We start from the raw sequence: 15,481 nt of genomic DNA, 5'->3' as shown, positions 1-15,481 counted from the left end.
TCCTCAAAAAAACAATTCAGTAACCAAAATCAACAACTCAGTATTATTTAATTTTAAATGAATAATAACCAAAGTACTTTTGAAGTATAAATTAACAATCAGAGTTTTAATCATCAAAATCAGAAGGCACTGAGTTGCTAAGAAACTAAGAAAAAAACTTAGAATCTCAGAACCTTAGTCCCGAAGCCTCGGGATAGAAACTTAAAAAAGAAAAACCATGACCAAAATTATCGCAATCACAATGTTATTTATCTGCAGTTTTATTTCTGCTCAAAATGTAAAACTAACTGTTTCTGTTTCAGGTTTAAAAAACAACACAGGAGTTGTTAAAGTAGGTTTGTACAACTCAGAAGGTACATTTCTTAAAACAGTTTATAAAAGTCTTGCTTCTGAAATTAAAAACGATAAAGCAGTTGTAACATTTGAAAATCTTCCGGCAGGAGAATATGCAATTTCAACGTATCACGATGAAAACAATAATGGGAAATTAGACAGAAATGCAATGGGAATACCTTCTGAAGATTATGCGGCTTCAAACAATGCTAAAGGATTTATGGGGCCTCCTTCCTATTATGATGCTAAATTTGTTATCAATAAAGATTCAAAAATTGAAATTACATTATAAATAAATACTAATCAATAAATTAATATAACCATTTAAATTACTTATAAAATGAAAAGAATAATCACTTTAACCGCATTATTTATAGTTGCAATAAGCACTGCACAAACACAATTTGAACAAGGAATGACAAAAGCTTTCGGGCTTTGGAAAGAAGGAAAAAATTCAGAAGCATCGGCTATGTTTGAAAGAATTGCGTCGGCAGAAAAAACAAGCTGGTTACCCAATTATTATGTTGCAATGGTAAATACGACAGCAGCATTTAGTGAAAAAGATCCAACTAAAATTGATTTGATGCTAACAAAAGCGCAAGATGCAATTGATGTTGAAATGATAAAAGATCAAAGCAATTCAGAATTATACGTGATTCAGGCTTTACTTTATACGGCTTATGTGGTTGCCGACCCAATGACAAATGCGCCAAAATATTCTTCTAAAATTATGGAAGCTTATGCAAAAGCAAAAACCTTGAATCCAAATAACCCAAGAGCAGTTTTTGGAGAAGCTGATTACCAGTTAGGCGGAGCAAAATGGACAGGGGTTGACACAAAACCGCTATGTGCGCAAGTTGATAAAGCTATCGAACTTTTTGCTACTTTTAAACCAGAAACACCTTTTTCTCCAAAATGGGGATTAGACAGAGCTTTGGAAACCCAAAAATCTTGTAAAAAATAATTTAAGCTACTCATAAATGAAAGATCATAGAAATATAACTTATAGGGATTTAAAAAGCGGAACAATTGTTTCTTTCAAGATTTCTATGGTCTTTACAGTAATCTTTATAGCCTTTTTAGGGGTAGATTTAAATGTTAAAAACGTTCTTATTACTTTTTTTATAAGTAGTCTTTATTCTTTTGGTTTAGGTTTTGGCAACGGGTTTATCAACAGTCTTTTAGATAAAAAATGGGATTGGCTGGAGCAGACAAATCTTAGGGTTTATTACGGGATTTTGGTAACTGTTTTATATACGGTTCCGGTGGTTCTAGGAATAAACTATTACATCTTTATTGTTCTGCAAGACATGACAGTAAAAGAGTTTTTTGGAGAAAGAATGCTTTGGGTGCATCTTTTTTATATCATTCTTTCTTTAGGAGTTTCGACTTTTATGCAGGCCAGAAGCTTCATGGTAAAATGGAAACAGGCATCGAAGTTTGAAATAACACAGCAAAGAATTATTGCAGGAACGGCAAATGCGAAATTCGAAAGTTTAAAAAATCAGATAGACCCGCATTTTCTTTTTAATAGTTTAAATGTATTAAGTTCCTTGATCGAAGAAAATCCGGATAATGCACAACGTTTTACCACTTCTTTATCTAAAATTTATCGCTACGTTTTGGAGCAAAAAGATAAAGAACTGGTTTCTGTTGAAGATGAATTGTCATTTGCAAAAACCTACATGAATTTGCTGAAAATGCGTTTCGAAAATAGTTTGTTTTACGAATTGCCAGCAACAACAGATATTAATCCCGATGCAAAAGTGGTTCCGTTATCGTTACAGCTTTTACTCGAAAATACAGTAAAACACAATATTGTAAGTGAGCAGAAACCGCTGCATATCAAAATTTTTGTTGACGGAGATTATTTAGCCATTCAAAATGTTTTTCAAAAGAAAGAAGTTTTGCAGGATAGACAAGGAGTTGGTTTGCAGAATATTGTAGATCGATACGGAATTATAACCAACAGGAAGGTTTTGATAGAACAAAACAAGGAAACTTTCACCGTTAAAATTCCAATTTTAACCAAACAAATTACAGTTATGGATGCAAGTGTAGATTATAATGATGAAAATAAAGCTTATTTCAGAGCTAAAAAAAGAGTTGAAGAACTGAAAGGTTTTTACGGAAACATACTTTCATATTGTTGTGTAATTCCATTTCTGATCTTTATAAATTTAAAATTTTCACCAGGATTTCAATGGTTTTGGTTTTCGGCTTTAGGCTGGGGATTTGGAGTAGTAATGCACGCTTTTAAAGTTTTTGGTTATAGCTCTGATTGGGAAGAACGAAAAATTAGACAGATTCTGGAAAAAGAGAATAACAATCAAAAAAACTGGAAATAGTCATGGAAACAAATTCTGATATTGATCGTGAAAAATTTGATTTTCAAATCGCAAGTAAAAAAGTAATAAAACTAAAGTCATTTTATGTACATACGTTTATTTACATCACAGGATTAATTATTTTTATTTTAAAAGATTATTACGGATTTCCACTCAATTTCTTTCCGTTCAAATATCTTAATTACATTATAATGTTAATATGGACTTGTGTATTTATAATTTCAGCAGTTGATATATTTGCTTATTATAAGATTTTTGGAGAGGAATGGGAGCAAAATAAAGTCAAAAATATTTTAGATAAAAGAAAAGAAAAACAAAAATGGGAGTAATCATGGAAATGAATTTTAGCGAAGAAGACAGATACTATCTTGCAAAAAAGAAAGTAGAAAGCATAAAAGGATTTTACGCAAATCTTACGTCATTTATTGGTGTGAATGTGATTTTAATTTTCATTAATTTATATACAACACCAGATCATTTGTGGTTTTACTGGCCGCTATTGTGGTGGGGATTAGGCGTACTTTTTCACGGATTAAAGGTTTTTGAAGTACTTCCGGTTTTAGGAAAAGACTGGGAAAAAAGAAAAATCAAAGAATTTATGGAAAAGGAAAAAGAGAACAAAAACAAGTGGAAATAATTTAATTTATAATATAATGGGAAGATTTAGAAGACGTATGTACGAAGAATATTCGCAAGAATTTTCAACAGATGAAAGCTTTAATGAGGCGTACAGAAAAGTAAAAAGAATAAAAAGTTTTTATTCGCATTTAAGAATTTATATTATAGTAAACGCTATCATCATTGTTGCCAGTGTAAATGACGACTTTTTTTCAAAAGGAATTCTGGATAGCGGATTATTAGATTGGGAAACATATTCAACTGCTTTATTTTGGGGAATAGGTTTATTGGCTCACGGAGTCTCAGTTTTTGGAAGAGATGTGTTTTTTAGCGCTGATTGGGAGCAAAGAAAAATTGAGGAATATATGAAAAAGGAAGCTGCCAGTAATAAATGGGAATAATTGTAAATTTACTTTTTTAAATTTTGCTTTGTAATAAATGACAACACTAATAATAGAAGACGAAAAACCGGCTGCAAGGTTATTGCAACGAAAGTTAGAAAAGCTAAATATCGCTGTAGAAACCATGCTGCATTCTGTAGAAGAATCAGTTAACTGGTTTTCCAATAACGAGCATCCGGATTTGATTTTTCTGGATATTCAATTGTCAGATGGTTTGTCGTTTGAAATTTTTGAAAAAGTAGAGATTAAAAGTGCTATCATTTTTACAACTGCTTATGATGAATATGCCTTAAAAGCATTTAAACTCAACAGCATTGATTATCTTTTAAAACCCATTGACGAAGATGATCTTGACGTTGCGGTTGCTAAATTTAAAATGCGTTTGCCTAAAATAGAATCCGAACCCAAAAATCTTCAGCTGGATTTTGAGCAAATACGCCAAATGTTGTCTAATCCTTTTGAAAAGAGTTTTAAAAAGCGATTTACAGTTAAAATCGGTCAGCATTTAAAAGTAATTACCACAGATGAAATAGAATGTTTTTTTAGTGAAAACAAAGGAACTTACATTCATACTTTCGACAATCGCAACTATTTAGTCGATTCGACCTTAGAAATTTTAGAGCAGGAATTAGATATGAAGAATTTCTTTCGCGTAAGCAGAAAATTTATTGTTCCGCTTCCAGCAATCAAAGAAATTCAGGTTTACACCAATTCCCGTTTAAAAGTTATTTTACCAACGTATAAAGAAGATGAGGTTATTGTAAGCCGCGAAAAAGTGGGAGATTTCAAGAATTGGTTAGGGTAAAATTAATTCATAAATAACAATATGTATCTTTCCTACGGAACTTTATGCTGATTGAATTTAATTTTCAACGGATTCAAATGCGTTGCTACAATATAAACCATTCCTACTGAATTCATCTCAATAGTAAAGAGCCATCGGCTCGATCTATTTTGTAGGGCCGGATTTCAATCCGGTTTAAAATATAGAATTCAGCAAATCAAAAACATAAAAAAATCCTTCATTTGAAGGATTTTTTTATGTTTTGAAATTTATTATTTACTCAATCTGTGTAATGTAAATGTCATAGCACTTAAAAGGAAAAATGCCATTATTTGATGAATTAATCCTAATGCCAATGGCACACTATATAAAAGTGTAAATACCCCAAGTAAAAATTGAATAAAAACGAAAACTACCAAAGTTTTAATTCCGTTTTTTTGTGTTTGGCTAAGTGAAAATTTACTGCTTTTGTAAGCAAGAAAAAGAATCAGAGCCACAACAACATAAGCAAAAGTTCTGTGTACAAACTGAACACCGCTTTTACCTTCAATTAAGTTTTTTACCAAAGTCGATTGTTCAATAAAAACAGAATCGTGTATAAATTGACCATCGCTCATTAAAGGCCAGTGATTGTGAATTAATCCTGCATTTAATCCTGCCACAAAACCACCGTAAATAATCTGAATTAATAAAGCAACAAGAGCATATCTCGCAATATTTCGAAGCGGAATGATTTTATTGATGTCTCTCTTAGGATAAATCAAATCTAGCGCAACCCATAAAGTATAAGCAAAAGTGATAAAAGCAAAAGTAAGGTGTAATGAAAGTCTGAAATGGCTAACATCAGGATTATCAATTAATCCGCTGCGAACCATAAACCATCCTAAAAATCCTTGGAAACCGCCCATTGCCAAAAGAACAATGCATTTTTTAATAGTTTCGCGATCCAATTTTTTTCTGATTAAGAAATACACAAAAGGCACAAAGAAAACCAAGCCAATGATTCGACCAATAAAACGGTGAAACCATTCCCAAAAATAGATAAACTTATAATCTGAAAGCTGAAAATCATTGTGAATATTGATTTTTTGATATTCAGGAAACTTCTTGTATTGCTCAAAAGCTTCATTCCATTTTGCTTCTGTCAAAGGTGGAAAAGTATCGGTTACCAAATGCCAGTCAGTCATCGATAAACCCGAATTTGTCAAACGGGTGATTCCGCCAACAACAACCATTAAAAACAATAAAACACAACCTGATAGTAACCAAATGATTACTGATTTATTCTCTTTTTTCATTTTATAAATTACTTATTTCTTATACTTTTTTTAAGCCCAATTTCTCAGCTCTTTTAATTACAAAATCATAAGCCGCCTGATATTCATTTGGAATATCACCTTCTAAAATGGCTTCTTTTACAGCTTCTTTTAAAACTCCAATTTCGCGAGAAGGTTTCAAATCGAATATTTCCATAATTTCCTCACCAGAGATTGGTGGTTGAAAATTGCGAACATGATCGCGTTCTTCTACTTCAACAATTTTTTTGCGAACGATGTCAAAGTTTTTATGATACTTTTTAAATTTCGCCGGATTTTTGGTTGTAATATCAGCTTCGCACAACGTCATTAAATCTTCGACATCTTCGCCGGCATCAAAAACTAAACGACGAACCGCGCTGTCTGTTACAATATCTTGTGCTAAAACAATAGGACGTGAACTCATAATAACCATTTTTTGCACAAATTTCATTTTGTGATTCAATGGCATGTGAAGGCGTTCGAATATTTTTTTTGCCATTTTTCCACCCAAAAATTCATGCCCGTGAAAAGTCCAGCCTTGTTTTTTGTTGAAACGTTTTGTTGGAGCTTTCCCAATATCATGCAATAGAGCCGACCAACGCAACCAGACATCATCTGTGTTTGGGCAAATATTATCGACAACTTCTAAAGTGTGATAGAAATTGTTTTTATGTGTATGGCCTTCAATTTCTTCAACCTGATTTAATGCAGTTAATTCGGGAAGAATAATATCTAAAAGTCCGGTTTGATATAAAAGTAAAAATCCAATTGATGGTTTTGGTGTAGATAGAATTTTGTTTAATTCATCAACAATTCTTTCGCCTGAAATAATTTTAATACGATCTGCATTTTTAGTAATCGCATTCAATGAATTTTCTTCGATTTCGAAATTTAACTGTGTTGCAAAACGAATCGCCCGAAGCATTCGCAACGGATCATCAGAATAAGTAATATCTGGATTTAAAGGCGTTTTGATTGTTTTATTCTCTAAATCAGCCAAACCATTAAAAGGATCAGAAAGATCTCCGAAAGTTTTTTCGTTTAAAGATAAAGCCAAAGCGTTGATGGTGAAATCACGACGATTTTGATCATCTTCCAACGTTCCGTTTTCAACAATCGGATTTCGGCTATCAAAATTATAAGATTCTTTTCTGGCTCCAACAAATTCAATATCAGTATCTTCAAATCGTAGCATTGCCGTTCCGTACGTCTTAAAAACCTGAACTTTTGGTTTTTTAGGAAGCAATTCAGATACTTTCAAAGCCAATTCAATACCGCTGCCAACAGCAACAACATCAATGTCTTTTTTAGAACCTCGATTTAAAAGCAAATCCCGGACAAAACCACCAATGACATAACTGTCGACGTTTAATTCCTGAGATGCTTTCGAAATAATTCCGAATATTTTATGTTGTAAAGCTGTTTTATAGTTTGTTTGTATAGCCACGAATTCAGTAATTTTTATAAAATAATACGTTTGTGTTCAAGTGAGACAGAATTAAAGTTTGCTAAAATTGCTAAATGAGTTTTAGAAACTTTTAGATAATTTAGACATTGCGAAATATGTTTGGGATGCAGAAAATCACTTGATTTTATTTCAAGTATAATTTTATCAAACAAAACAAAATCAGCATAAAATCTGTGATTCAATATTATGTCTTTATAATTTACCAAATATTCTTTTTCTCTTTCAAATGGAATACTGGCCTTTTTGAATTCATATTCTAAAGCATCTTTATATACGATTTCTGAAAAACCTCCACCTAAATTTCTATGAACATCAAATAAAATTCCCATTATTTGATAACTTTCGAGTTGATATAATATTTTTGTCATTGTCTAAAATTTTCCGCCACGAATTCACGAATTTTTTTTATTAATTTTTTAAAAAGTTAATTTGTGAATTCGTGGCTATATTTAGAATACAACTTCCAATTTTATATTGAAATGTTATTTGGAATTTTATAGCGGCAAATTTACAACATAGAATGCGCCTTTTACAATCTATTGTTTACTTTTTTGAATAAATTCATATTTTTTAGGATCAAATTTTATTAAAACAAAAAACGGTAATCCGAATTTCACGAATCATAATCAATAAAAAAAGAAATTCGTGAATTCGTGGCGAAAAAAAACATCCGTTAGGTTGATTTATAGAGCTATCAAACAAATCAATCCTGATAGCTTATTATTAAAATTTCAATTTGTATTTTTGATTTTATAAAATCGCACAAATGAAAATTGTTATATCGCCGGCTAAATCTTTGAATTTCGAAAAAGAATTACCAACTACTCAATATACAGAACCCGCTTTTTTAAAAGAAGCACGTGTTGTTCATAAAGTTTTAAAACCCAAAAAGCCAGCTGAATTATCAGAGTTAATGTCGATCTCAGAAAAATTAGCCGATTTGAACTGGGAACGTAATCAAAAATGGAAAACGCCTTTTTCTCCAGAAAATGCGCGTCCGGCAGTTTATACTTTTGATGGAGATGTTTATACGGGTTTAGATGCTTATACCATTCCGTTAGATAAAATTGATGCTTTGCAAAGTAAACTCCGAATTTTATCAGGACTTTACGGAATCTTAAAACCGCTTGATTTAATGCAGGCTTACCGTTTAGAAATGGGAACAAAATTACCTGTTGGCGAATATAAAAATCTTCATGAATTTTGGAAACCAACCGTTACAGCCGCTTTAAATAAAGAATTAAAAAAAGGAGAATTATTTGTGAATTTGGCGAGTAACGAATATTTTTCGGCAGTTGATGTTAAGGCACTAAAAGTTCCAATAATTACGCCAGATTTTAAAGATTATAAAGATGGAAAATTAAAAATGATTAGTTTCTTTGCCAAAAAGGCGAGAGGAATGATGGTACGTTATATTATCGATAGCAATGCAGAAACTATTGAAGATTTAAAAGGGTTCAATTATGATGGATATGGTTTTGATGCCAATCTTTCTAAAGGAAATCATTTGGTTTTTACGAGATAGTTTTTTTGAGGTTCAAAGGCTCAAAGAGACAAAGGTTCAGAGGTTTTTCTAGAGAATTGTAGACTAGAATTCATATTCAAAATTATAAAATTAAAAAAGCCGGGTTAAATTAATAACTCGGCTTTTTCGTATTATAAATCAATTATTATAATTATTATTAATGCATTGCATCAGCAGGATTAATCTTGTTTTTTCCTTTTTTAATTAAAAGGATAATCGGTATACAACATAAAAACATAATTCCTAAGTACATAAAAATATCCATGTATGCCATAACAGTACTTTGTTTTAAAACAGTGTAATCTATAGCTTGATACGCTTTTTTAAGGGCAACATCAGCACTATATCCCTTAGACATGAAATTTTTCTGCATTCCTAAAATTCGTTGCTGGACCTGATAATTTGCAGGATCAACGTGCGTCAGTAAATTTACTCTGTGTTCCTGACTTAAACGGGTAATAAAAGTGGTAATAATCGCAATACCAAATGAACCTCCTAATTGACGCATCATTCCTGTAAAAGCCGCACCTTCACCTATATGCTTTCCTTTTAAGGTAGAAAGAGACAATGTAGTAATAGGTACAAAAAGTAATCCAAGACCAACTCCTCTTAAAATTAAGGGCCAGAACATATGCTCAACTCCCGTATCTGGAGTTAAACGATTATGCATCATAAAGGTAAAGAAGAAGAAAACCAAAAATCCAACTCCCACCATATAGCCCTGCGGAACACCTTTCTGAATCATGTTTCCAACAAATGGCATCATAATCGCTGTTGTAATCGAACCTGGAATCAATAATAATCCTGCGTCTGTCGCTGTCCATCCTAAAATAGATTGCGTGTAAATCGGGATAATTAAAGTAGAACCATATAAGCCAAACCCAAGAATAAAACACATTACAGTTCCAATTCTTAAATTTCCATCTTTTAAAACACTTAAGTTTACAATTGGATGTTTATAGGTGAGCTCCCTCCAAATAAACAGGACTAATCCAAGAACGGTAACAACGCTTAAGGTTACAATTAATGAATCATCAAACCAGTCGTCTTGCTGACCGTGTTCTAAAACAAATTGTAATGAACCGATAAATGTTGCAAGTAAAATAATTCCCCACCAGTCAACCTGATTTGCTTTTAATTTTTCTCCATATTTCGGGCTTCTTACAAAAGAAATAGCTAAAACTGTAGCAATAATTCCTAATGGAATATTAATATAAAAAATATAAGGCCAGGAATAATTTTCTACTAAGTAACCTCCCAAAGGCGGTCCTAAAGTTGGACCAACAATTACACCCATTCCGTAAATAGCCTGAGCCATACCACGTTTTGCAACCGGATAACTTTCTGTAATAATAGTTTGGGCTGTTACCAATAAAGCTCCACCACCCATACCTTGTACAAACCTGAAAGCAACCAATTCCCAAATATTACTGGCGTTACCACACAAAAAAGAGCAGACTGTAAATATTATGATTGAAGCCACAAAATAATTACGTCTTCCAAATTGCTGCGATAGCCAGCTCGTCATCGGTATTACGATAACATTCGCAATTGCGTATGCCGTAATTACCCAAGCCACATCTGTCAAAGTAGCACCAAGGCTGCCTCGCATGTCTGTTAGCGCTACGTTTACAATCGTCGTGTCAACAATTTCCAACAGTGCACAAAGTACTGCAGTAATCGTAATGATCACACGTCTGTATCCGTATTCTACTAAATCGTCGTCTGCTTGTACTGCTGTTGCCATATTTTATTTTAAATGTACGTCTACGTCAACATTCATTCCCGGACGTAATAATTTTACTTTTTCTGGATCGTTTGATTCGTCTAAACTAATTTTTACCGGTAATCTCTGAATCGTTTTTACGAAGTTACCTGTCGCGTTATCAGGAGGTAATAATGAAAAACGTGATCCTGTAGCAGGCGAAAATGATGTTAAAGTACCTTTGAATTCATAATTTGGATATGCATCTACTTTTAAACTTACTTTTTGTCCCACAACCATTTTGTTTAATTGTGTTTCTTTGAAATTAGCTACAACCCAGGCTTCAGTATTATTAATGATATAAAATAAAGATTGTCCTGGCTGAACCAATTGTCCCGGCTGAATATCTACTTTAGAAACCTGACCGTCAATTGCTGCAGTTACAACAGTATAAGTAAGATTTAATTTTGCAACATCAAGCATAGTTTTAGCTCTTTTGATGTTTGCTGATGCAACTTCTGTTTGTTTATCAGAAACTTTCGATTTTGACTGAATTACAGATTTTTGGTAAGAAGATGCTCTTTGTTGTTGTTCTAAAACTCGAACTTGGTTTTCAGCTTCGTCTTTTGCAGCCTGAGCTTGTTCAAATTGTTGTTTTGTAATAGTATGCGTTTTATACAAATTGTTATAACGGTTGAAATCGTTTGTCAATTGTCTCAATCTGATTTTTGCACTTTCTATAGAACCGCCTGCAGATCTCATTTGCGCATCAGAAACTGAGATGCTTGCGTAAGCACTTCCAATATCTGCTTTCGCAGCTTCGTATTGCCCTTCAGCACCTAATAAAGCAGCATTTGCTTCATCAATCTTCAATTGGTAATCTCTTTTATCGATAGTAAATAAAGTATCTCCTTTTTTTACAAAATCATTATCTTTTACATACACTTTGCTGATATATCCTGAAACTCTCGGGATAATCGGATTCATTTTTTTCTCGATCTGAGCATCATCCGTTTCTTCGTGTGCTAATGAATGCATGTATTTTGTTATTCCGTAAGTTCCGCCCACTAAAATCAATACGGTTAGTATAATGATGAATTTAGTATTTGTTTTTTTCTTTTCCATGAGAGCTATCGATTATATTTTAGAAAGATTGAATGATTGTGATAATTGTCCTGATACTGAAAGTAATTCGTAATATTTTTGAATTATAGTTGCTTTAGATACCGCCGTATTTATTTTAGCGCTTAATTGTTCAACATCGGCTTCAACCAAATCATTGGTATCAGCAAGACCATTGTCAAATTTATCTTTTACAAGTCTGTAATTTTCAACTGATTGTTGAAGCGCTTCATCATAAACAACACTTTGATTAATAGCCAAGTCATAATCTTCAATAGATTTTTGAACTTCAACTTTAATACGGTCTGTCATAATAGCTTCAGTATTTTTTACTTCAAGTGCTTTGCTTTCAGCTTGTTTTACATGCGCGCTGTTTTTAAGGATACCAGATAAATCATAAGATAAACCTAAACCAAAATTCATCGCATATTTTACAGTAATTATATCTTTAAGATCTAACGCAGTGTAACCGCCAAGTAACGAAATAGTTGGATAGTACCCGGATTTTGCTATTTTAATGTTGGCTTCAGAAGCTTTTTGCTGCAAGCGAATAGCCTCTAAATCTTTTCTGTTTTCAAGAGCCAAAGCATCAGATGTTGGTGCGTTGGTTGTCTTTAAATTAAAGAAATCATCTTCGTTAACCTGAATTTTTACAGACGGATCTAATTTAAGGATTGTCGTTAAATAAAAATTAATGTTATTGATATTATTATTAGCTTCATCAATAGATAATTGTGTTTTAGAAACCAATAATTGTGCTTTCAATAAATCATTTCTTGGAATAATTCCGTTTTTTTCCAGTTCTGTAAAATCAGTAACACGTTGTTTGGCGCTTTTTTGATTTTCATTTAAAACATCCAGCGTTTTTTGTGCCTTGTATAATGCAGTGTAGTAAGTGATTACTGTTAAAGCAACATCCTCTTTTGTTTTAATGGCATTAACGCTTTCAGCTTGATACAAGCTTTCGTATGCATCAATATTACTTTGAATTTTAAATCCTGCAAAAAGTGGCAAGCTTAAATTTGCCATTCCTATCATTGCGCGATCCGGAGAAGCTAAAGAAGCACTCTCACCTTGATTTGGCATGTCAATCGAAGCCTTTGTAAGGCGCTGATATTGACCGGATATTTTTAAATCAGGATATTGGTTATTCTTAACCGTTTGTAATTCGTATTTTTTTGTGTTTACCTTAGTGTTGGCAAGCGTAACTTCGTTACTTTTTTCCCAAGCCATTTTAACGGCTTCGTCCAAGGTTAAACTTGTTTTTTCTTGTGCTTCTATTGATGAAATTCCGATGAAGAAAATACCAAAGAGCATTAATTGATTAATTTTCATAAACAAGTAGAGCTTTTATAGTTTGTTGAATGTGCTTAGTAAGACTGGTTTTAATGTAATTGTTATACATTTCCTCGGTGTTTAAATTCAGTAATTCCACAAAAAATGATTTATTCATGTGGAAATGAAAAAAGGTTCCGATTATGGTCGGTGTAAGAAGCGGAATTATAATATCTTTTCTGAAAACGCCTTTGGCCTGGCCTTGTGCGATAATAGTTTCTACCGATTTTAAATTTCCTTTTTTTAATTCAGTAAAAGCGATCATGCTTCTTTCTCGTTTTTCGGAGTTGAGTTCAAAATGTAAAACCCTGAAAATCCCTTTGTTACAACTTATTCTGTTAATGTAAATTTCGATTAATTTATTGACTTTATCAATCGGTTCGAGATTTTCTTGTAATAAATTTTCGAGTTGTAATTTTAAATCAGAAGTTTTGTAAATAATCAAAGCTTCTAGTAGCCTTTCCTTTGAGCCAAAATAATACGAGACCATTGCAATGTTAATTTTTGCATGTTTGGAAATATCCCGTATCGATGTACCCTCAAATCCTTTCTCAGAAAAAAGCTTTTCAGCAACTTCCAGAATCTGAATTTTTTTATCGTTTAATTCGATGTGTGACATGGTATTGTTTCTATTCGGGTACAAAATTAAACAAGTGTTTAAATTAAACGATCGTTTAATTTTTGTTTAACATAATATTAACATAAAACGGTGTAGTAGATTTTGAGCATAAAAAAAGCTGAAATTTACATTTCAGCTTTGAATTTTTGACAAACTAGACTTTATTGTGTTTTTATTTTGAGTTTAACTATCGAATCTCCCCAACAAATTCCGAAATTTTTCCAGAACCACTTTCACTCAAATGTTTAATAAAAGCACTACCAATAATTGCGCCTTTTGCAAATTTTGTAGCCTGATTAAAAGTTTCTTTATTCGAAATTCCAAAACCAATAATCTGAGGATTTTTCAAATTCATGTTTGAAATTCTTTCGAAATAATCTTCCTGAACATTTCCGAAACCAGATTGAGAACCTGTAACACTTGCAGAACTTACCATATAAATAAATCCGTTTGAAACACTGTCTATAAAACGAATACGTTCGTCTGAAGTTTGAGGTGTAATCAAAAACACGTTTATCAATCCATATTTTTCAAAAATAGCTTTGTATTGATCTGCATAAACGTCAACCGGTAAATCTGGAATAATTAATCCGTCGATACCAATTTCTGCACATTTTTTACAAAAAGCTTCGACTCCGTATTGCAGCATCGGATTAAAATAACCCATAATAATCAACGGGATTTTTACGCTTTCGCGGATATTTTTCAGCTGATCAAAAAGAATTTGAGTTGTCATTCCGTTATGAAGCGCCGTTGTAGAACTCGCCTGAATTGTTGGTCCATCTGCCAAAGGATCGCTAAAAGGTAAACCGATTTCGATTAAGTCAACACCATTTTTTTCTAAATCCTGAATAATCTGAACTGTATCATTTAAGTTAGGATACCCGGCAGAAAAATAAATAGAAAGTATTTTTTTATCTTCTTGTAATTTTTGAGTTATTCTGTTCATTTCGTTTATGTTTTTTCTCCTGCAAGGTTTTCAAAACCTTGTAGGTATTTATTAAGTTTTATTTTTGCCACAGATTAAAAGATTTTCATTGATTATTGTGCAAATTTACTTCACGCAGATTTAAATAGATTTAAGCTGATTTGCGCAGATCTTTTTTAAATCTGCTTTAATCTGCCAAATCTGCGTGAAAAAAATCTTTTTAATCGTGCAAATCCGTGGCATTATATTTTTTTAAATCTTCACAACTTTGCTTGTCCAATTATCATTTTGATTTTCTACTAATAATAATCCGGAATCTGAATCATTCATTTGCCCAGCCAATTCACCTTTATTATTCCAAAAAGCGCTTTGTCCTGCCGAAGGATATCCCCAGGATTCTCCGCTAAAATTTGCCATCAAAACATTCATTTTATGTTTTTGAGCATAATTTTGTAAATCTCGATACGCATTCGGAATCCCGTTTGGAGTAAAGAAAATACTGGCTACATAAATATCAGTTTCTCTTTTACAGGCATTTTCAGGATGAAGCGGATTATCAATATCGGCACAAATTGCAAACGAAATATTTTTATTCTCAATCGTGATCATCGGATTATAATTAAAAGAAGATTCAAAAAATTCATCTTCGCCTTCATGCAAAAATTGCTTTGTATATATTGAAACTGAATTATCAGGAGAAATAATAAATTCTCCAATAAACATTCCATTTTCAATTTGAATTGGTGCACCGGCAACGATAATGATATTATTTTCGACAGCTAATTTTTTTAAATGATCCAAACGGGAATCATCTTTTTTGAAAGCCAATTTTTGCGCATCTTCTCTTTCATAGCCTGAAATTGATAACTCAGGAAATACGATTAATTGAGCTTTATTTTGAACAGCTAATTCTATAAGACGATAATGATCTAATAAATTAGCTTCAATATTTCCTCGTGTTGGTTTTGTTTGTGCTGCTGCTAGAATCATTTTGATC

General features: G+C 32.3%; 17 protein-coding genes. 8 read left to right on the top strand and 9 right to left on the bottom strand.

Annotation, left to right across the window (positions count from 1 at the left end; all coding sequences use genetic code 11):
• Window positions 1-217: 217 nt before the first annotated feature.
• The 7 genes from AC4FQ3_RS11415 to AC4FQ3_RS11385 are packed head-to-tail and all read left to right on the top strand — an operon-like array spanning window position 218 to window position 4,505.
• A complete protein-coding gene (locus tag AC4FQ3_RS11415) occupies window positions 218-625 on the top strand; it encodes a DUF2141 domain-containing protein (RefSeq protein ID WP_491181934.1) in 408 nt (135 codons plus the stop codon).
• 48 nt (window positions 626-673) lie between these two features.
• Window positions 674-1,297, top strand: a complete 624-nt coding sequence (locus AC4FQ3_RS11410) for a hypothetical protein (protein ID WP_491181933.1) — start codon at window positions 674-676, stop codon at window positions 1,295-1,297.
• A 16-nt stretch (window positions 1,298-1,313) separates the two neighbouring features.
• Window positions 1,314-2,681, top strand: coding sequence for a histidine kinase (locus tag AC4FQ3_RS11405; RefSeq protein ID WP_491181932.1), 1,368 nt, complete (start codon window positions 1,314-1,316; stop codon window positions 2,679-2,681).
• A gap of 2 nt (window positions 2,682-2,683) precedes the next feature.
• Window positions 2,684-3,010, top strand: coding sequence for a 2TM domain-containing protein (locus tag AC4FQ3_RS11400; RefSeq protein WP_042564661.1), 327 nt, complete (start codon window positions 2,684-2,686; stop codon window positions 3,008-3,010).
• On the top strand, window positions 3,001-3,318 hold the full coding sequence (locus AC4FQ3_RS11395; protein ID WP_082036945.1) for a 2TM domain-containing protein: 318 nt from the start codon (window positions 3,001-3,003) through the stop codon (window positions 3,316-3,318). The genes AC4FQ3_RS11400 and AC4FQ3_RS11395 overlap by 10 nt, the downstream gene beginning before the upstream one ends.
• Window positions 3,319-3,334: 16 nt before the next feature.
• Window positions 3,335-3,700: a 2TM domain-containing protein gene (locus tag AC4FQ3_RS11390; protein WP_491181931.1), complete on the top strand. Its 366-nt coding sequence runs from the start codon at window positions 3,335-3,337 to the stop codon at window positions 3,698-3,700.
• A gap of 37 nt (window positions 3,701-3,737) precedes the next feature.
• Window positions 3,738-4,505, top strand: a complete 768-nt coding sequence (locus AC4FQ3_RS11385) for a LytR/AlgR family response regulator transcription factor (protein ID WP_042564659.1) — start codon at window positions 3,738-3,740, stop codon at window positions 4,503-4,505.
• Between the two features lie 251 nt (window positions 4,506-4,756).
• Here the strand turns inward: AC4FQ3_RS11385 and AC4FQ3_RS11380 are convergent, their stop codons facing one another.
• The 3 genes from AC4FQ3_RS11380 to AC4FQ3_RS11370 are packed head-to-tail and all read right to left on the bottom strand — an operon-like array spanning window position 4,757 to window position 7,618.
• The gene (locus AC4FQ3_RS11380) at window positions 4,757-5,782 is read right to left on the bottom strand and encodes a COX15/CtaA family protein (RefSeq protein ID WP_491181930.1); all 1,026 of its coding nucleotides are present in this window, start codon (window positions 5,780-5,782) and stop codon (window positions 4,757-4,759) included.
• A gap of 19 nt (window positions 5,783-5,801) precedes the next feature.
• Window positions 5,802-7,229: a CCA tRNA nucleotidyltransferase gene (locus AC4FQ3_RS11375; protein WP_491181929.1), complete on the bottom strand. Its 1,428-nt coding sequence runs from the start codon at window positions 7,227-7,229 to the stop codon at window positions 5,802-5,804.
• Between the two features lie 14 nt (window positions 7,230-7,243).
• A complete protein-coding gene (locus AC4FQ3_RS11370) occupies window positions 7,244-7,618 on the bottom strand; it encodes a GxxExxY protein (RefSeq protein ID WP_491181928.1) in 375 nt (124 codons plus the stop codon).
• A 398-nt stretch (window positions 7,619-8,016) separates the two neighbouring features.
• Between AC4FQ3_RS11370 and yaaA the strand changes: the two genes are divergently transcribed.
• Window positions 8,017-8,775 (top strand): peroxide stress protein YaaA, encoded by a 759-nt coding sequence (yaaA, locus tag AC4FQ3_RS11365; protein ID WP_491181927.1) that lies wholly within the window; start codon window positions 8,017-8,019, stop codon window positions 8,773-8,775.
• A gap of 157 nt (window positions 8,776-8,932) precedes the next feature.
• Here yaaA and AC4FQ3_RS11360 read toward each other — a convergent pair whose 3' ends face one another.
• The 6 genes from AC4FQ3_RS11360 to AC4FQ3_RS11335 all read right to left on the bottom strand — a co-directional run bounded on the left by AC4FQ3_RS11360 (window position 8,933) and on the right by AC4FQ3_RS11335 (window position 15,474).
• A complete protein-coding gene (locus tag AC4FQ3_RS11360) occupies window positions 8,933-10,522 on the bottom strand; it encodes a DHA2 family efflux MFS transporter permease subunit (protein ID WP_491181926.1) in 1,590 nt (529 codons plus the stop codon).
• 3 nt (window positions 10,523-10,525) lie between these two features.
• Complete coding sequence (locus tag AC4FQ3_RS11355; RefSeq protein ID WP_042564655.1) at window positions 10,526-11,605, bottom strand: HlyD family secretion protein; 1,080 nt, start codon at window positions 11,603-11,605, stop codon at window positions 10,526-10,528.
• A gap of 12 nt (window positions 11,606-11,617) precedes the next feature.
• The gene (locus AC4FQ3_RS11350; RefSeq protein ID WP_073395354.1) at window positions 11,618-12,937 is read right to left on the bottom strand and encodes a TolC family protein; all 1,320 of its coding nucleotides are present in this window, start codon (window positions 12,935-12,937) and stop codon (window positions 11,618-11,620) included.
• On the bottom strand, window positions 12,927-13,556 hold the full coding sequence (locus AC4FQ3_RS11345) for a TetR/AcrR family transcriptional regulator (protein ID WP_491181925.1): 630 nt from the start codon (window positions 13,554-13,556) through the stop codon (window positions 12,927-12,929). Before AC4FQ3_RS11345 ends, AC4FQ3_RS11350 begins: the two co-directional genes overlap by 11 nt.
• Before the next feature lie 187 nt (window positions 13,557-13,743).
• Window positions 13,744-14,505 carry a tryptophan synthase subunit alpha gene (gene trpA, locus AC4FQ3_RS11340; RefSeq protein ID WP_491181924.1) on the bottom strand — a complete coding sequence of 254 codons (762 nt, stop codon included), beginning with the start codon at window positions 14,503-14,505 and terminating at the stop codon, window positions 13,744-13,746.
• A gap of 231 nt (window positions 14,506-14,736) precedes the next feature.
• Window positions 14,737-15,474: a carbon-nitrogen hydrolase family protein gene (locus tag AC4FQ3_RS11335; RefSeq protein WP_491181923.1), complete on the bottom strand. Its 738-nt coding sequence runs from the start codon at window positions 15,472-15,474 to the stop codon at window positions 14,737-14,739.
• Between the last annotated feature and the right edge of the window lie 7 nt (window positions 15,475-15,481).

The sequence above is a fragment of the Flavobacterium sp. AK-345 genome (assembly GCF_058310175.1).
This window is presented reverse-complemented; position numbering and strand designations above follow the sequence as displayed.